General features: G+C 64.5%; 11 protein-coding genes. 7 read left to right on the top strand and 4 right to left on the bottom strand.

What is annotated here, in order from left to right; all coding sequences use genetic code 11:
• Positions 1–19 precede the first annotated feature (19 nt).
• Complete coding sequence (locus tag L2Y97_RS22430; RefSeq protein ID WP_283248282.1) at positions 20–2,932, top strand: TonB-dependent receptor domain-containing protein; 2,913 nt, start codon at positions 20–22, stop codon at positions 2,930–2,932.
• A 277-nt stretch (positions 2,933–3,209) separates the two neighbouring features.
• Complete coding sequence (locus L2Y97_RS16355) at positions 3,210–6,230, top strand: TonB-dependent receptor (protein WP_247428663.1); 3,021 nt, start codon at positions 3,210–3,212, stop codon at positions 6,228–6,230.
• Between the two features lie 74 nt (positions 6,231–6,304).
• Here L2Y97_RS16355 and L2Y97_RS16360 read toward each other — a convergent pair whose 3' ends face one another.
• The 4 genes from L2Y97_RS16360 to L2Y97_RS16375 all read right to left on the bottom strand — a co-directional run bounded on the left by L2Y97_RS16360 (position 6,305) and on the right by L2Y97_RS16375 (position 8,827).
• Positions 6,305–6,805 carry a TPM domain-containing protein gene (locus L2Y97_RS16360; RefSeq protein ID WP_343218374.1) on the bottom strand — a complete coding sequence of 167 codons (501 nt, stop codon included), beginning with the start codon at positions 6,803–6,805 and terminating at the stop codon, positions 6,305–6,307.
• On the bottom strand, positions 6,805–7,701 hold the full coding sequence (locus L2Y97_RS16365) for a TPM domain-containing protein (RefSeq protein WP_247428667.1): 897 nt from the start codon (positions 7,699–7,701) through the stop codon (positions 6,805–6,807). The genes L2Y97_RS16360 and L2Y97_RS16365 overlap by 1 nt, the downstream gene beginning before the upstream one ends.
• A complete protein-coding gene (locus L2Y97_RS16370) occupies positions 7,701–8,324 on the bottom strand; it encodes a LemA family protein (RefSeq protein ID WP_247428670.1) in 624 nt (207 codons plus the stop codon). The genes L2Y97_RS16365 and L2Y97_RS16370 overlap by 1 nt, the downstream gene beginning before the upstream one ends.
• Positions 8,325–8,455: 131 nt before the next feature.
• A complete protein-coding gene (locus tag L2Y97_RS16375; RefSeq protein WP_247428672.1) occupies positions 8,456–8,827 on the bottom strand; it encodes a diacylglycerol kinase in 372 nt (123 codons plus the stop codon).
• Positions 8,828–9,130: 303 nt separating this feature from the next.
• Here L2Y97_RS16375 and L2Y97_RS16380 point away from each other — a divergent pair, with 303 nt between their 5' ends.
• Genes L2Y97_RS16380 through L2Y97_RS16400 form a run of 5 tightly spaced genes read left to right on the top strand, consistent with a single transcriptional unit; the run spans position 9,131 to position 14,224 of the window.
• Positions 9,131–10,666: a peptide MFS transporter gene (locus L2Y97_RS16380; RefSeq protein WP_247428674.1), complete on the top strand. Its 1,536-nt coding sequence runs from the start codon at positions 9,131–9,133 to the stop codon at positions 10,664–10,666.
• A 48-nt stretch (positions 10,667–10,714) separates the two neighbouring features.
• Entirely contained in the window at positions 10,715–11,995 is a 1,281-nt protein-coding gene (locus L2Y97_RS16385) for an ATP-binding protein (protein WP_247428675.1), read from the top strand.
• Positions 11,992–12,573: a response regulator transcription factor gene (locus L2Y97_RS16390; protein ID WP_247428678.1), complete on the top strand. Its 582-nt coding sequence runs from the start codon at positions 11,992–11,994 to the stop codon at positions 12,571–12,573. Before L2Y97_RS16385 ends, L2Y97_RS16390 begins: the two co-directional genes overlap by 4 nt.
• Complete coding sequence (locus L2Y97_RS16395) at positions 12,573–13,742, top strand: sialidase family protein (RefSeq protein WP_247428680.1); 1,170 nt, start codon at positions 12,573–12,575, stop codon at positions 13,740–13,742. The genes L2Y97_RS16390 and L2Y97_RS16395 overlap by 1 nt, the downstream gene beginning before the upstream one ends.
• The gene (locus L2Y97_RS16400; protein ID WP_247428682.1) at positions 13,739–14,224 is read left to right on the top strand and encodes a TlpA family protein disulfide reductase; all 486 of its coding nucleotides are present in this window, start codon (positions 13,739–13,741) and stop codon (positions 14,222–14,224) included. Before L2Y97_RS16395 ends, L2Y97_RS16400 begins: the two co-directional genes overlap by 4 nt.
• Positions 14,225–14,231 lie beyond the last annotated feature (7 nt).

Below are 14,231 nucleotides of genomic sequence, written 5' to 3' on the forward strand. Positions count from 1 at the left end.
ATCGGGAGGTTGTCGGGGTATGGTCGTCAGTAGTGGGCATAAGCGCCACGTCGCGGCGCGGCGGGCGGTGCTTGCCGTCGCCCTGCTCGGCTGCCTTGCGCCCGGCCACCTGCTCGCCCAGGACGCCAGCTCGCCTGCCGAGATGCTTGCCCCGGTCAATGTGACCGTCACCGGCTCGCGCATCCGCGGCATCGATGTCGAAACCGCCCAGCCCGTCTTCACCATGGACCGTGCCGCCATCCGCGCCACGGGCCTCACGAGCCTGGGCGATATCGTGGCGCGCATGCCCTCGGCCGGCACGCCCGAGGTCACGCCGCAGGACACCCTCTCTTCCAGCAACGACGCGGGCGGCCGTTACGCCAACCTGCGTAACCTCGGCGCCGTGCGCACCCTGGTGCTGGTGAATGGCCGCCGCTGGACGACCAGCCTGGGTGGCCTCACGGATCTGTCGACCATCCCGGTGTCGATCGTCGAGCGCATTGAAGTCCTGAAGGATGGCGCCTCCTCGATCTACGGCTCGGATGCCATTGGCGGCGTCGTGAACATCATCACGACCGATCGCTTCGAAGGCGCGTCGGCCGACGTGCTCTATGGCGTGAACGGCAAGGGCGATGGTGCCCAGAAGAATGGCAACTTCACCTGGGGCCGCAGCACCGAGCGCTCATCGATCATCCTGGGCGCCAGCTACGAGGACGGTGATTCGCTGGATGACGACAAGCGAACGCTGACCAGCACGGCCTACGGCCCCCGCCATCCGCTCGATGGTTACAACATGGGCGCCTATGGTGGCGTCGTGGATCCGCGCGCCGCGGGCACCGCGGGCGCCGGCAACTACGCGGCGGATGGCAGTTGGGTACCCAACCGCTATGTGATCAACCACGGCGCGACCGATAGCGCCAACCTGGCGAACTACCATCCGTACGACGTCGACAGCACGGCGGACAAATACAACACCCAGCGCGACATGACCTTCCGCGCGGGCAGCAAGCTGCGCAACCTGTTCGCCACGGGGCGCTACAACGTTACCGACGACATCACCTGGCGCGGCATGGCCAACTATGGTGTGCGCGATACGCGCAGCCAGGCGGCCGGTTACCCGTTGCAAAGCGCCACGGGCCGCGCCGATGGCCTGACGATTGATCCAGGCAACGCGTACAACCCCTTCCCTGGTTACGACACTTCGTTCTTCCGCCGCACGGTGGAAGTGCCGCGCATGGACTGGGCCAAGTCGAAGGTGTTCCATGCCGATACGGGCCTGGAAGGCACGTTCCTGTGGGGCGACCACACCTGGAGCTGGGACGTCACGTATGCCTACTCCGAGGACCGGGCCAGCCGGACCACCAGCGGCAACATCAACCTGGTGAACGCCCGCACGGCGCTGGGCCCAACCACGACGATCGATGGCCAGGTGGCATGCGCGGACGCGGCCGACCGCGCGGCGGGCTGCGTGCCCTGGAATATCCTGGCGGGCCCTGGCGGCACGCCGGATGCGGTATGGAACTACGTGACGTCGACCACCACGGCGCACGAAACCACGCGCACCAACGATGTCATCGCCAACCTCACGGGCGGGCTGTTCGATCTGCCGGCAGGCACGCTGCGTGTCGCTGGCGGCCTGGAGCATCGCAGTGAAAACGGCCGCTACACCCCCGACGCGGCGGATTCGGCGGGCCTGACCACGCAGTTGGCAAGCGATCCGACCGCTGGCGGCTATATCGCCAACGAGGCCTACCTCGAGTTCGATGTGCCGCTCCTCGCCGACCTGCCGTTGGCGCAGGAACTCGCGGTCAATGCCTCGTCGCGCTATTCGCATTACACGGCGTTTGGCGGCCGCACGAATAACAAGTACAGCTTCCGCTGGAAGCCGCTGGACGACCTTTTGCTGCGTGGCACCTACGCGCAGGGTTTCCGTGCCCCCACGGTGTCCGACCTGTACGGTGGCTCGGCGGAGAGCTTCGAGAGCTTCCTCGATCCCTGCGATAGCGCCTTTGGTGCTTCCGCCACGGATGCCGCCGTCCGCTCGCGCTGCGCCGCTGCCGGCGTGCCGGCAAACTACCGCCAGGTGGATCAGTCGGGCGCGCAAATCACCTCGAACACGGGTGGCCAGAACCCTTCAGCATTCCGTACCGGTGCCAATCCGCACCTGAAGCCGGAATCGTCCATCACGCGCACGGCGGGCCTGGTCTACAGCCCCATGTACGTCGATGGGCTCGATGTCACCCTGGATTACTACAAGGTCGACATCCGCGACGTCATCACCCCGGTCCTGGCCGGCGATATCCTCAACTTCTGTTACGTCCGCAACGATCCCACCTACTGCGGGCGCTTCGCGCGTGCGGCAGATGGTCGCATCACCTCGCTCGATGAGAGCCTGGTGAACCTGGGTTCGCTGCGCACCGAGGGCTACGACCTCGGCATGCACTACCGCTTCCCGCAGACGCGCTTCGGCGAATTCACGGTGCTATCCGATAGCACTTACCTGAAGGACTACACGCAGCGCAGCAGCGCCAGCGCCGAGCCGCGCCAGCTCGCCGGCTACATGAATGGCGTGCAGGGGCTGTATCGCGTGCGCTCCAACCTCTCGCTCGACTGGGGCTGGAAGCAGTTCGGCGCGACGTGGACCGTGCGCTACTACTCCGGGCTGAAGGATTCATGCTGGTCCACCACGGTGGAGTGCAACCAGCCGGATACGTTGAACGTGATCAGCGGCGTCACCGGCGTGAGCCGCAAGGGTGGCGTGGCGTTCAACGACCTGCAGTTCCGCTGGGCGACGCCGTGGAACGGCAACGTGCGCGTAGGCATCAACAACGTCTTCGCGCGCAAGGGGCCGTTCTATTACAACGTGGCCAGCGCGGGCGGTGGCAGCCCGCCGTATAACCCGGCGTTTGATATCGACCGGTATTTCTACATCGGCTATCAGCAGCGCTTCTGAGGAATCCGATCGCGCCACCTGAGAACCACTCTCATCTTGCGCACTGTCGCAGTAAGTCACGATATCCGGTTGTTTGTGCACGAAATGCCGCAAATGCTTGCAGTCGCATGACGACGGCGTTATGTTCGTGTTACGTCGCCATTCGCCCAGGGGTTGGCGCGACGTCGGTGTCCCCACGCCGTTTACCTCACACACCCACAACCGAGTGCCGTCCCACGGCGCTACTACAAGCTGTTCAGCCTTGCTGAAAATGCAGGGCCAGGGAGTTTTTGACCTCATGACAAGCACCACCCTGCTCACGCGCTCCCGCGTGTTGAAGCGCACTGCGCTCGTTTCCGCGCTCGGCGCCTGCCTGCTGGCCGGTACCGCCTTCGCGCAGAGCACCGTTGGCGACATCTACGGTACGGCCTCGGCCTCGCAGACCATCCAGATCCAGAACCTCGGCTCGGGCGCGTCGCGCACCGTCACCGCCGATGCAGACGGCCACTACCGCGCCTCGTCGCTGCCGATCGGCAGCTACCGCGTGAACGTGATCGAGAACGGCGCCACCGTTTCGACCCGTGATATCAACGTCGTCGCTGGCCAGTCGGCCCAGCTGAACTTCGCGTCGGCCAATGGCGGCGCCACCAGCGCGCAGGCCCTTGATACCGTGACGGTGTCGGCCAACGCCCTCTCCGCCATCGACGTGGCCTCGGTCGAGTCGCGCACCAGCTTCACCGCCGACAAGCTCGACAAGCTGCCGGTGCCGCGCAACGTCGTCGACGTGGCCGCACTGACCCCGGGTACCGTGAAGGGTGACTCCGCGTTCGGCAACCTGCCGTCGTTCGGTGGCGCCTCGGTCGCCGAGAACAGCTACTACGTCAACGGTTTCAACGTCACCAACCTGTACAACAACCTGTCGTTCTCGGAAGTGCCGTTCCAGGCCATCCAGCAGCTCGACGTGCAGACCGGCGGCTACGGCGCGCAGTACGGTTTCTCGACCGGCGGCGTGACCTCGGTGATCACCAAGCGTGGCACCAACGAATGGAAGGGTGGCGCATCGTGGGTTTACACCCCGGCCTGGGGCCGCGAGCAGCAGCCGACCACCTACACGAAGGACGGTAACCTTTACCGCACCTACCAGAAGAACAGCGATAACGACAACGTGTACTCGGCCTGGCTGGGTGGCGCGCTGATCAAGGACAAGCTGTTCTTCTACGGCATCTTCCAGTCGCACAAGGAAACCACCACCGGTTACCAGGAAGCGACCTCGTCGAAGCCGGCTGAGCGCAACGAGTACAGTGATCCGTTCTATCTCATCAAGATGGACTGGAACATCAATGACTCGAACATCCTCGAATGGACGGGGATGAACAATACCAAGCACACGACCAACCAGTACTACAACCAGGAAATTGGCGCTGACGGCAAGCCGTACACCACCGATTACCTGGGCGACCGCCACGTCAAGACGGGCGGTGCGGTCAACGTGTTCAAGTACACCAGCTACATCACCGATGACCTGACTGCCACCGCGCAGTGGGGCAAGATGAAGTCCAAGAACTCCTCGGACTACACCTCGGCCGATGGCACCGTCACCAAGTACGACGGCAACATCAACAGCCCGAACCAGGGTTGCCCGTACGTGATCGATCGCCGCAGCAGCACGCAGAGCGGCCTGACCGATCCGGTCCACTCGTGCTACCTGGCCAGCACCATCGATCGCTTCAATGGCGAAGACCAGCGTACCGCGTACCGCGTCGACCTCGACTGGAAGGTGGGCGACCACGATCTGTCGGGCGGCTTCTCGCGCGAGAAGTGGAGCTCGGACGCCGGCCAGAGCTACGCCGGTGGCGCGCTGTACTACTACCGCACGAATGCGGCGGGCCAGGACTACGTCTCGGAATACAACTACCGCACCGGTGGTTCGGTTTCGATCGACCAGAAGTCGTGGTACCTGCAGGACAACTGGCAGGTGACCGACAAGTTCCTCGCCTACATCGGCGTGCGCAACGACTCGTTCAACAACAAGAACGGCGCTGCCGAGAACTTCGTCCGCCAGGGCAACATCTGGCAGCCGCGCCTGGGCTTCTCGTACGACGTGTTCGGCGATTCGAGCACCAAGATCTTCGGTACCGCCGGCCGCTACTCGCTGCCGATCGCCGCGAACGTCGCCCTGCGCGCCGCCACGGCGTCGTACTACACGATCCAGAACTTCTCGTACTCGGCCATTGATCCGGTGACCGGCGTGCCGACCCTCGGCGCACCGCTGACCGACAAGTCGATCGTGAACGGCGAGAACGGTTCCACCCCGGATCCGCGCTCGGTCGCCACGAAGGACCTGAAGCCGTACTCGCAGGATGAATTCATCCTGGGTATCCAGCACCGCATCACCAGCGACAACGACTTCCTGAACGACTGGGTGGTCGGCGCCAAGGCAACCTACCGCAAGCTCAACAACGCTATCGACGACACCTGCGACTGGCGTCCGTTCTACGCGTACGGCAAGTCGATCGGCCTGGACATGGACGCCAACGGCGACCAGTTCACCCCGCCGTCCTCGATGCCGGGCTGCTTCATCTACAACCCGGGCAGCAAGGTCTCGGTTGATGTCGACCTGGATGGCAGCGGCGTGCTGCGCAACGTCACCATCCCGGGCAAGGCGTTCGGCGAGAAGGCCAAGCGCACGTACGAAGCCGTCACCCTGTCGGCTGAGAAGGCCACCGATAACTGGTACGTCAATGCGTCGTACACCTGGTCGAAGAACCGTGGCAACACGGAAGGCCTGGTGAAGTCGGATAACGGCCAGGACGATACCGGCACCACCAGCGCGTTCGATTACCCGGAACTGATGGTCGGCGCGACCGGCTACCTGCCGAACGATCGTCGCCACAGCTTCAAGGTGTACGGCGGCTGGCGCATCACCCCGGAATGGCAGGTTGGCGTAAATGGCCTGCTTGAATCCGGTCGTCCGACCAGCTGCTTCGGCGGCGGCGACGAGACCGTGGGCGGTATCCCGAGCTACAACTCGGAGTTCTTCTACTGCGATGGCAAGATCTCGTCGCGCGGCACGGCCAAGCGCCTGCCGTGGAACTGGTCGCTCAGCCCGAACGTCGTCTACACCCCGGCTTACGCCAAGGGCGTGACGGTGCAGCTGGACGTGATCAACCTGTTCAACAACGACAAGAAGACCGCCATCAACGAGATCGGCGAGAACGGTTCGGATTCGAACTACTACGGCACGACGTACCGTGTGCCGACGTACTACCAGACGCCGCGTTACCTGCGCCTGATGGTCCAGTACGACTTCAGCCTGTAATTCATCGCACGCTGGACATGAAAGGGCCGCCCATCGGGCGGCCCTTTTTTATGCTTCTGCACCGCCAGCTGACGTCAGAGCAACAGCGGCTGATCAGGCAGTTCGTTGGTACGCGGCGTGCCATCGGCCGGGAAATGCCGCGCAAGCAGCGCGCCCGCCTCGTTCACGCCGGTGAGCACCGCCTCGCGGAAATGCCCCTTGGCGAACTCATCACGCATGTGCGCCGTGATCGCCTCCCACTCGGCGGCAGCCACCTTCCGCGCAATACCGCGGTCGGCGACGATCTCGATGCGGTGCTCGGCCAGCAGCACGTAAAGCAGCACGCCACAGTTATCTTCGGTATCCCATACGCGCAGGTGGGCGAAAAGCTCCGCGGCGCGATCGCGTGCGGTCACGCCATCGGTGACCGCGGCGAACGGCAGACGTGATTCCACCGCCACGCGTAATTCCCCTCGGTGGGTGGTTTCGCCTGCGGCCACGCTAGCCGCGATGGCGTCAAGGGCGTACTTCGGGAACTGCTTCCCGATCTGGAACCAGGCGCCGAACAGGTTCGCAGCGATGCGTTGCATATCCATCACCAGCTCCCCGACGAACCGCCGCCGCCAAAACTGCCACCGCCGCCACTGAAGCCGCCACCGCCACCACCGCCAAACCCGCCACCACCAAAACCGCCACCGCCGCCGAAACCACCCCAGCCGCCCCAGCCACCGCCGCCGATGGAACGGCCCGCGCCCATGGGGATGGCCATGAGCAGCGCGCCGCCGACCAGGCCGAGTACGCCGAAGAACAGGGAGTTGAGCAGCAGCCAGCCGAGGCCGCCGGCGATGAGGCCGCCGATGGGGGCACGCACGCCGAGCGGCGCACGACCGAGCACACCGCGCAGGAACAGCACGCCGAACAGCAGCGGAATCAGGAAATGCCCGCCCCCATTGCCGCGGCGCTCGTGGCTTTCGTCGGGGTTGACCGGGGGCGGCAACGCTTCGCCCTGGACGATCTGGGTGATCGCGTTCAGGGCCTCGGTGATGCCGCCGTAGTAATCGTTGGCGCGCAGCTTGGGCGCCATGTATTCCCGGATGATTCGGGAGGCGATGGCATCGGGCAGTGCACCTTCCAGCCCGTAACCCACCTCGATACGCACGCGCCGATCGTTCTTCGCCAGAAGCAACAGCACGCCATCATCAGTGCCCTTGCGCCCCACCTTGTTGGTCTCGGCCACGTTGAGCGAATAGCTCTCGAGGTCGTCGGGCTGCGTGGTGGGCACCATCAGCACCACCACCTGGGCGCCCTTGGTCTTCTCCAGGTCCACCAGTCGGGCATCGAGCTGGTTGACCTGTTCGGCGGTGAGCGTGCCCGTCAGGTCGGTGACATGCCGGGTGAGCTTGGGAACGGCCGCCGCATCATCGGCCAGTGCCGCCAACGGCGGCACCAGCAACGCAATGGCGAGCAGCAGCCGTGCCGCGATCCGGCGCATCAGTGCGCGGCCGAGGCCGCCGGTGCCGGGGTGCTATTGAAATCGACCGTGGGCGCGGTGGAGATGGCCTTCTCGTTCTCAACGCTGAAGTTCGGCTTCACCTGATAACCCATGACCTTGGCCGTGAGGTTGTTCGGGAACGAACGGATCAGCGTGTTGTACGACTGCACGGCATCGACGTAGCGCTTGCGGGCGACGGTGATGCGGTTCTCCGTGCCCTCGAGCTGGGCCTGCAGGTCGCGGAAGGAGCCATCCGCCTTCAGCTGGGGATAGTTCTCGCTAACAACCAGCAGGCGCGACAGTGCGCCGGAGAGCTGGCCCTGGGCGGCCTGGAACTTGGCGAGGGCTTCCGGATCGTTGGCCTGCTCGGGCGAGAGCTGCACCTGGCCGACCTTGGCGCGAGCGTTGGTCACCTCGGTGAGCACACGTTCTTCGTGCTGGGCGTAGCCCTTGACCGTGTTGACCAGGTTGGGCACGAGATCGGCGCGGCGCTGGTACTGGTTGAGCACCTCGGACCAGGCAGCCTTGACGGCCTCGTCCTCGCGCTGGATCGAGTTGTAACCACAGCCGGACAGGATGCCGGCGAACACGACGAGAGCAAAGGTACGGAGGAGTGTCTTCATGGCGGCGGGTTCCTTGGGTGTGCGGAGCACAACTTACCCCAAAGCGCCGCCGAACGGATTGGCCCATTCGATGTAGGGCCGTGCCAGCACTCGGCCGGTACCCAGGAGGGCGCGGAGAGCCCCCTAAGGCTTCAGAAATACCGGGGAATCAGGATCAACGCCCAGCTGATGCCGACCATGAGCATGAGCAGGAACACCGCGGCGGAGCCCATATCCTTGGCGCGGCCGGCCAGTTCATGGAACTCGGGGCTGACCTTGTCCACGATCGCCTCGATCGCGGAATTCAGCAGCTCGGCGGCCAGCACCAGCACCGGGAAGGTGATGAGGATGATCTTTTCGACCCCACCCTGACCCAGCCACAGCCCCAGGGGGATGACGACGATGGCCAGCGAAAGCTCTGCGCGGAACGAGGCTTCGTACTGGTAGCAGGCTTTCAGGCCCTTCATGGACCATTGGAAAGCCGCATAAATCTCGCGGGGGCCGCGACGGACGTTCGATGCCATGGGATCAGGCCTGCCGCAGGGCGGCCGGACGGGTGGCCCGGGCGGTGAGGTTGTAGGTGCGCTGCGGCATGGGACTGGGCGGCCGGAGGGTTCGGGTTGGCCCCCTATGATGCCACAGGCGGCCTTCGCACGAGCTTACGGCCCCCGGACCCTTGTGGCGTATCGCCGCGCCCCTCTGGCGCTGCAACACAACCCGGCGGACCATTTGTATTACGCTTGACCGGTTGTGGCCCCGTTCAGGGTCATGGCAACGGGAGCGGCCATTCGTGGCCGTTCGCTGTTTCCAATGTGTCCGGAATTTAAATGGCAATCCAGAATCCGCCTGTTTCACAGACCAAGTCGTTCAGCACGGTCTTCCTTATCGAAATGTGGGAGCGCTTCGGCTTCTACGGCATGCAGGTGCTGATGGTCACCTACATGGTCAAGAAGCTTGGCTTCCCCGAAGCCGACTCCAACCTGGTGTGGGGCGCCGCTGCGGCGCTGATCTACGCCACGCCCGCCATCGGCGGCTGGATCGGCGATAAATTCCTCGGTACGCGCCGCACGATGCTGAGCGGTGCCGTCGTGCTGATGATCGGTTATGCCCTGCTGTGGGTGCCTACCGACAACGCGATCTTCCTTTATCTCGCCCTGGGCGTCATCGTCCTAGGCAACGGCCTGTTCAAGCCGAATGCCGGCAACCTCGTGCGCAAGATCTACGAAGGTGATGCGGTCAAGATCGATAGCGCATTCACCATCTACTACATGGCGGTGAACGTCGGCTCGACCATCTCGATGCTGCTCACCCCGTGGATCCGTGACTACGTAGGCGAGCACTACGGTGATGCGCTGGGCTGGCACACCGCGTTCGGCGTGTGTTCGATCGGCCTGGTTCTTGGCCTGGTCAACTACTTCTTCATGCGCCACACCCTGGCGCACATCGGCTCGACGCCGGACGAAACCCGTCCCCCCATGAAGAACATCCTCGGCGTGGTCGTCGGTGGCCTCCTCATCATTGGTGTTTCGGCTCTCATCCTGCAGAACCAGACCGTCGCCAAGATGTGCGTTTACGCCGCTGGCGTGCTGATCCTGTTCATCTTTGCCCACCTCATCCGCTCGGTGGAGCCAGGCGAGCGTGCCGGCCTGATCGCTGCGCTGGTGCTCACGATCCAGACGATCTTCTTCTTCATCTTCTACCAGCAGATGTCGACCTCGCTGAATCTGTTCGCCCAGCGTAACGTCGATCTCTCGTTCGGCATTTTCGGCTTTGAGATCTTCCGCTGGATCCCCGAGCAGTTCCAGTCGCTCAACGCTATCTGGATCGTGATCCTCTCGCCGATCCTTGTCTGGATGTACAACACGCTGGGCAAGCACGGTAAGGATTTCCCTGTCGCCGCCAAGTTCGCCCTGGGTTTCGTCGCCGTGGCCGCGGGCTTCTTCATGTACGGCCTGGGTGCGCATACCGCCGTGGACGGCAAAATCTCCTCCTGGTACATGGTGTGGGGCTACGGCCTCTATTCGCTGGGCGAGATCCTGGTGAGCGGCCTGGGCCTGGCCATGATCGCCCGCTACGTGCCGGCACGCATGGGCGGTTTCATGATGGGCGCGTACTACGTGGCCGTGGGCGTCTCCCAGTACCTGGGCAGCGTGGTCGCGAACTATGCCGCGATCCCCAGCGACATCAACGATCCGCTGCAGTCGCTGCCGATCTATACCAGCCTGTTCAACAAGCTTGGCTTCGTCGGCGTCGGCTGCACGGTGCTTGCCGTGCTCATGCTGCCGCTGATGCGCAAGCTATCGCTTGATCACGCACTGGCCGATGTCCCGCCGGTGCCGCCGGTTCATAACGAAGACCTGTAACGCCGCAAGGGCCGTCCCACCCGGGGCGGCCCTTCGCTTTAAGAGACCATGAGCGACCACTTACACAGCCCCTCCTCCCGCTCCGGTCCGTTCGTCCTGGCACGTACGCTCGCCTGGCTGCGCTTGTGCGCCATCGCCGGCCAGAGCGTCGCCATCCTTTCCTGCGTCACCTTGCTCAAGCTCGATGTGCCGCTACTGCCGCTGATGATCGGCGTGTGCGTGCTGGCAGTGTTCGCCGCTGCTGCTTCGTTCCGCCTGGGCATGCCCTGGAAGATCAGCGAGGGCGAGGCGATCGTGCACATCGCCTTCGATACGCTGGTATTGGGGTACCTGCTCTATTTCACAGGTGGCGCCTCCAATCCTTTCGTGACGCTGCTGTTGGTGCCCATCGCGCTCTCCGCCGCCGCGCTCTCCATCGTGGGCGTCGCGCTGGTGTCGATCCTGACGGGCGTGGCCTATGTGCTGCTGGTGCCTTACCACCTGCCGCTGCCCACGCTGGGCAACAAGAGCCTCGATTTCGACCTGTACGTAGCCGGCCTGGGCGTGAACTTCGTCATCATGGCGATCTTGCTTGGCGTGTTCATCAGCAACCTGGCCAAGGCCATCCGCATCCAGCAGGATGAAGTGAACCGTGTGCGCGAGCGCGCGCTGCGCGACGAGGGCATCCTCGCGATCGCCACCCAGGCCGCGGGTGCCGCGCATGAGTTGAACACCCCGCTCTCCACCATGCGTACCCTGCTGCCCGAGATCCGCCGCGAGCATGCCGGTGACAATGCGCTGGGCGATGACCTTGATCTGCTCGAGGGCCAGGTGGAGCGCTGCCGTACGATCCTGCGCGAGATGGTGGCCTTCGGCCAGGCCCAGCTTTCACAGGAACCCGAGCGGCTCTCCGTCGGGCAATTCATCCATGTGTGCATGGAGCGCTTCCAGTTGCTGCGCCCCGAGGCCGATGTAGCCCTGAGCGTGGAACCAGGTGCCGAACGCCTCGCGCTGCGCTCACCGGCGGGACTGCGCCACGCGCTCATCAACCTGCTCAACAATGCCGTGGATGCTTCCTCGCTCAACGGTAGCGCCTTCGTCGGCTTCGATATCCGCGTCGAGGGGCCCTGGCTGGTCCTGACCGTCACCGACGAGGGCCCGGGGTTCGATGAAGTGGATGAACTGGGTACGCTAGGCCTGTCGCAAAAGGCGACGGGCCTGGGCATCGGCCTTGCCCTGGCGGAAGCAACCGCCGAACGCCTGGATGGCGAGCTGGCTGCAAGCAATACCGGGCATGGCGCGCAGATGCGCCTGCGCCTGCCCCTTTCGGTCATTGGAGACCACACATGAATGAACTCATCCCGCCCGGCGGCCGCCCCCTGCTCATCGTCGATGACGACCCCACCTTCGCGCGCGTGCTTGGCCGCGCACTTAGCTCGCGCGGGTTCGAGGTCATCACCACCGATAACGCCGACGATGCGCGCGCGCTCACCCGCCGCCACCAGCCACGCTACTGCGTGCTCGACCTGAAGCTCGGCGACGAGAACGGCCTGCGCCTGATTCCGGAACTGCAATCGCTGGTGCCGGATATCCGCGTGCTGCTGCTCACCGGCTATGCATCGATCGCCACCGCGGTGGAGGCGATCAAGCGGGGTGCCCACGATTACCTCGCCAAGCCGGTCGACGCCGATGCCGTGGTCCGTGCGCTGCTCGATGGCGATGCAGGCCCCGCGGAAGGCGATGACCTGGTCGATGCGCCGGACGCCCCGCTGCCGCTGCGGCGGTTGGAATGGGAGCACATCCAGCGTGTGCTGACCGAGTGCGAAGGCAATATCTCCGAGACGGCTCGTCGCCTCGGTATGCATCGGCGCACGCTCCAGCGCAAGTTGAGCAAGCATCCCGTGCGCGAGCGGCCGGACGAGATCTGATGAACGCCATGCGCGCGATGCTCCTGGCCCTGGCGCTAACCCCCGCCGCCCACGCCCACGACATGGCCGCGATGGCCAACGAAGCCCCGCTCGGCTTCGATGCGACCATCGACAATGCGGGCCACCTGTGGGTGGTCGATACCGTAGGCGAGCATGTCCGGGTACGTCGCTCGGATGACATGGGTCGCGAATTCGCCCTCTCCACCATCGTGAACCCCACCGGCGAGCCGATCTACGCCGAAGGCGAAAATCGTCCGAAGATTGCGCTGGGCTCGAAGGGTGAGCTGTACGTAACGTGGTCGCAGCCGCGCAAGGCGCCATGGACCGGATTCGTGCGCTTCTCGCGCTCGCTCGACAACGGTGCGCACTTCGATCCGCCCAAGACCGTACACACCGACAAGGCGGAGATTACCCACCGCTTCGATTCGCTGGCGGTGGACGGCAAGGGCAACCTCATTGTTGCCTGGATCGACAAGCGCGATCTCGAGGCGGCCACGAAGGCACATAAGCCCTACCTGGGTGCAGCGACGTATTACAGTTGGTCCACTGACCGTGGCGCGAGCTTCGCGCCGGAACAGAAGATCACCGACCAGAGCTGTGAGTGCTGCCGCATCGCGCTCGCGCGCGCGCCGGATGGCAGCATCGATGCCTTCTTCCGCGCCATTTACGGCGACAACATCCGCGACCACGCCTTTGCCACGTTACCGGTGGGTAGCAAGCCTGCTGTCGCGCGGGCCACGTTCACGCAATGGCATATCGAAGGCTGCCCCCACCATGGGCCTTCGCTGGCGATCGATAGCACCGGCACGCGTCACGCCGTGTGGTTCAGCGCCGCCGGTGGGAAACCCGAGATCACCTACGGCCAGCTGCAGCCAGGCAAGCCGCCGGTGCATGCGTTCACCGTGGCGGGCAACGGCGCTTCGCATGCCGACCTCGCCGTGGATGGCAAGCATGTGTGGATCGCGTGGCACCAGATGTCGGCCGACGGACTGGCCTTGATGCTGCGCGAATCGAACGATGGCGGTGCCACGTTCAGCGAGCCGCGCGCCATTGCGAATACCGCCGGCCCCTCGGGATGGCCCAAGCTCGTGCTGCACGATCATCGCGCGTTCGTTGCATGGAACCCGGGCGGACAGTTCCGGCTGGTGCCCACGGAGGCGTTGCAGTGAAGCGGGGGCTGCTGCTTGGTGCGCTGGTCCTCGGCAGCGTGGTTCCTGCCGCGCCTGTCGTTGCCGCTACACCACAGGCACTGGATGCGAAGGGAGTCCCGGCGCTCGTCGCGGTGCCAGCGAAAGGCAGCAAGGTGGTCGCGCTTTGGTCGCTCGACTGTGCGTACTGCGAAGAGAACCTGGCGGCACTGCGTGCATACCAGCGCCAGCACCCGGATGTCGATCTCATCTACGTCGCCACGGACCCGGTACGCCAGGGCGAGGCGCTGGAAGCGCGGCTGAAGCATGCGAAGCTCGATGATGTGCCCGCACGGGCATACGCCGATGCCACACCGGACCGCTTGAACTTCCTGATCGACCCAAGCTGGGGTGGCGAAACACCACGTACGCTGGTCGTACACGCTGACGGATCACGCCAGGCGTACAGCGGCGCACTCACGCCCGAGCGTATCGCTACCCTGCTACATCAATCGAAACCCTGACACCGTA

It is taken from the genome of Luteibacter aegosomatissinici, assembly GCF_023078495.1.
Taxonomy (GTDB): domain Bacteria; phylum Pseudomonadota; class Gammaproteobacteria; order Xanthomonadales; family Rhodanobacteraceae; genus Luteibacter; species Luteibacter aegosomatissinici.

Excerpts from the sequence above, each read along its gene's own strand:
- L2Y97_RS22430 (WP_283248282.1), top strand. The coding sequence starts at position 20 with ATGGTCGTCAGTAGTGGGCATAAGCGCCACGTCGCGGCGCGGCGGGCG.
- L2Y97_RS16355 (WP_247428663.1), top strand. The coding sequence starts at position 3,210 with ATGACAAGCACCACCCTGCTCACGCGCTCCCGCGTGTTGAAGCGCACT.
- L2Y97_RS16360 (WP_343218374.1), bottom strand. The coding sequence starts at position 6,805 with ATGGATATGCAACGCATCGCTGCGAACCTGTTCGGCGCCTGGTTCCAG.
- L2Y97_RS16365 (WP_247428667.1), bottom strand. The coding sequence starts at position 7,701 with ATGCGCCGGATCGCGGCACGGCTGCTGCTCGCCATTGCGTTGCTGGTG.
- L2Y97_RS16370 (WP_247428670.1), bottom strand. The coding sequence starts at position 8,324 with ATGAAGACACTCCTCCGTACCTTTGCTCTCGTCGTGTTCGCCGGCATC.
- L2Y97_RS16375 (WP_247428672.1), bottom strand. The coding sequence starts at position 8,827 with ATGGCATCGAACGTCCGTCGCGGCCCCCGCGAGATTTATGCGGCTTTC.
- L2Y97_RS16380 (WP_247428674.1), top strand. The coding sequence starts at position 9,131 with ATGGCAATCCAGAATCCGCCTGTTTCACAGACCAAGTCGTTCAGCACG.
- L2Y97_RS16385 (WP_247428675.1), top strand. The coding sequence starts at position 10,715 with ATGAGCGACCACTTACACAGCCCCTCCTCCCGCTCCGGTCCGTTCGTC.
- L2Y97_RS16390 (WP_247428678.1), top strand. The coding sequence starts at position 11,992 with ATGAATGAACTCATCCCGCCCGGCGGCCGCCCCCTGCTCATCGTCGAT.
- L2Y97_RS16395 (WP_247428680.1), top strand. The coding sequence starts at position 12,573 with ATGAACGCCATGCGCGCGATGCTCCTGGCCCTGGCGCTAACCCCCGCC.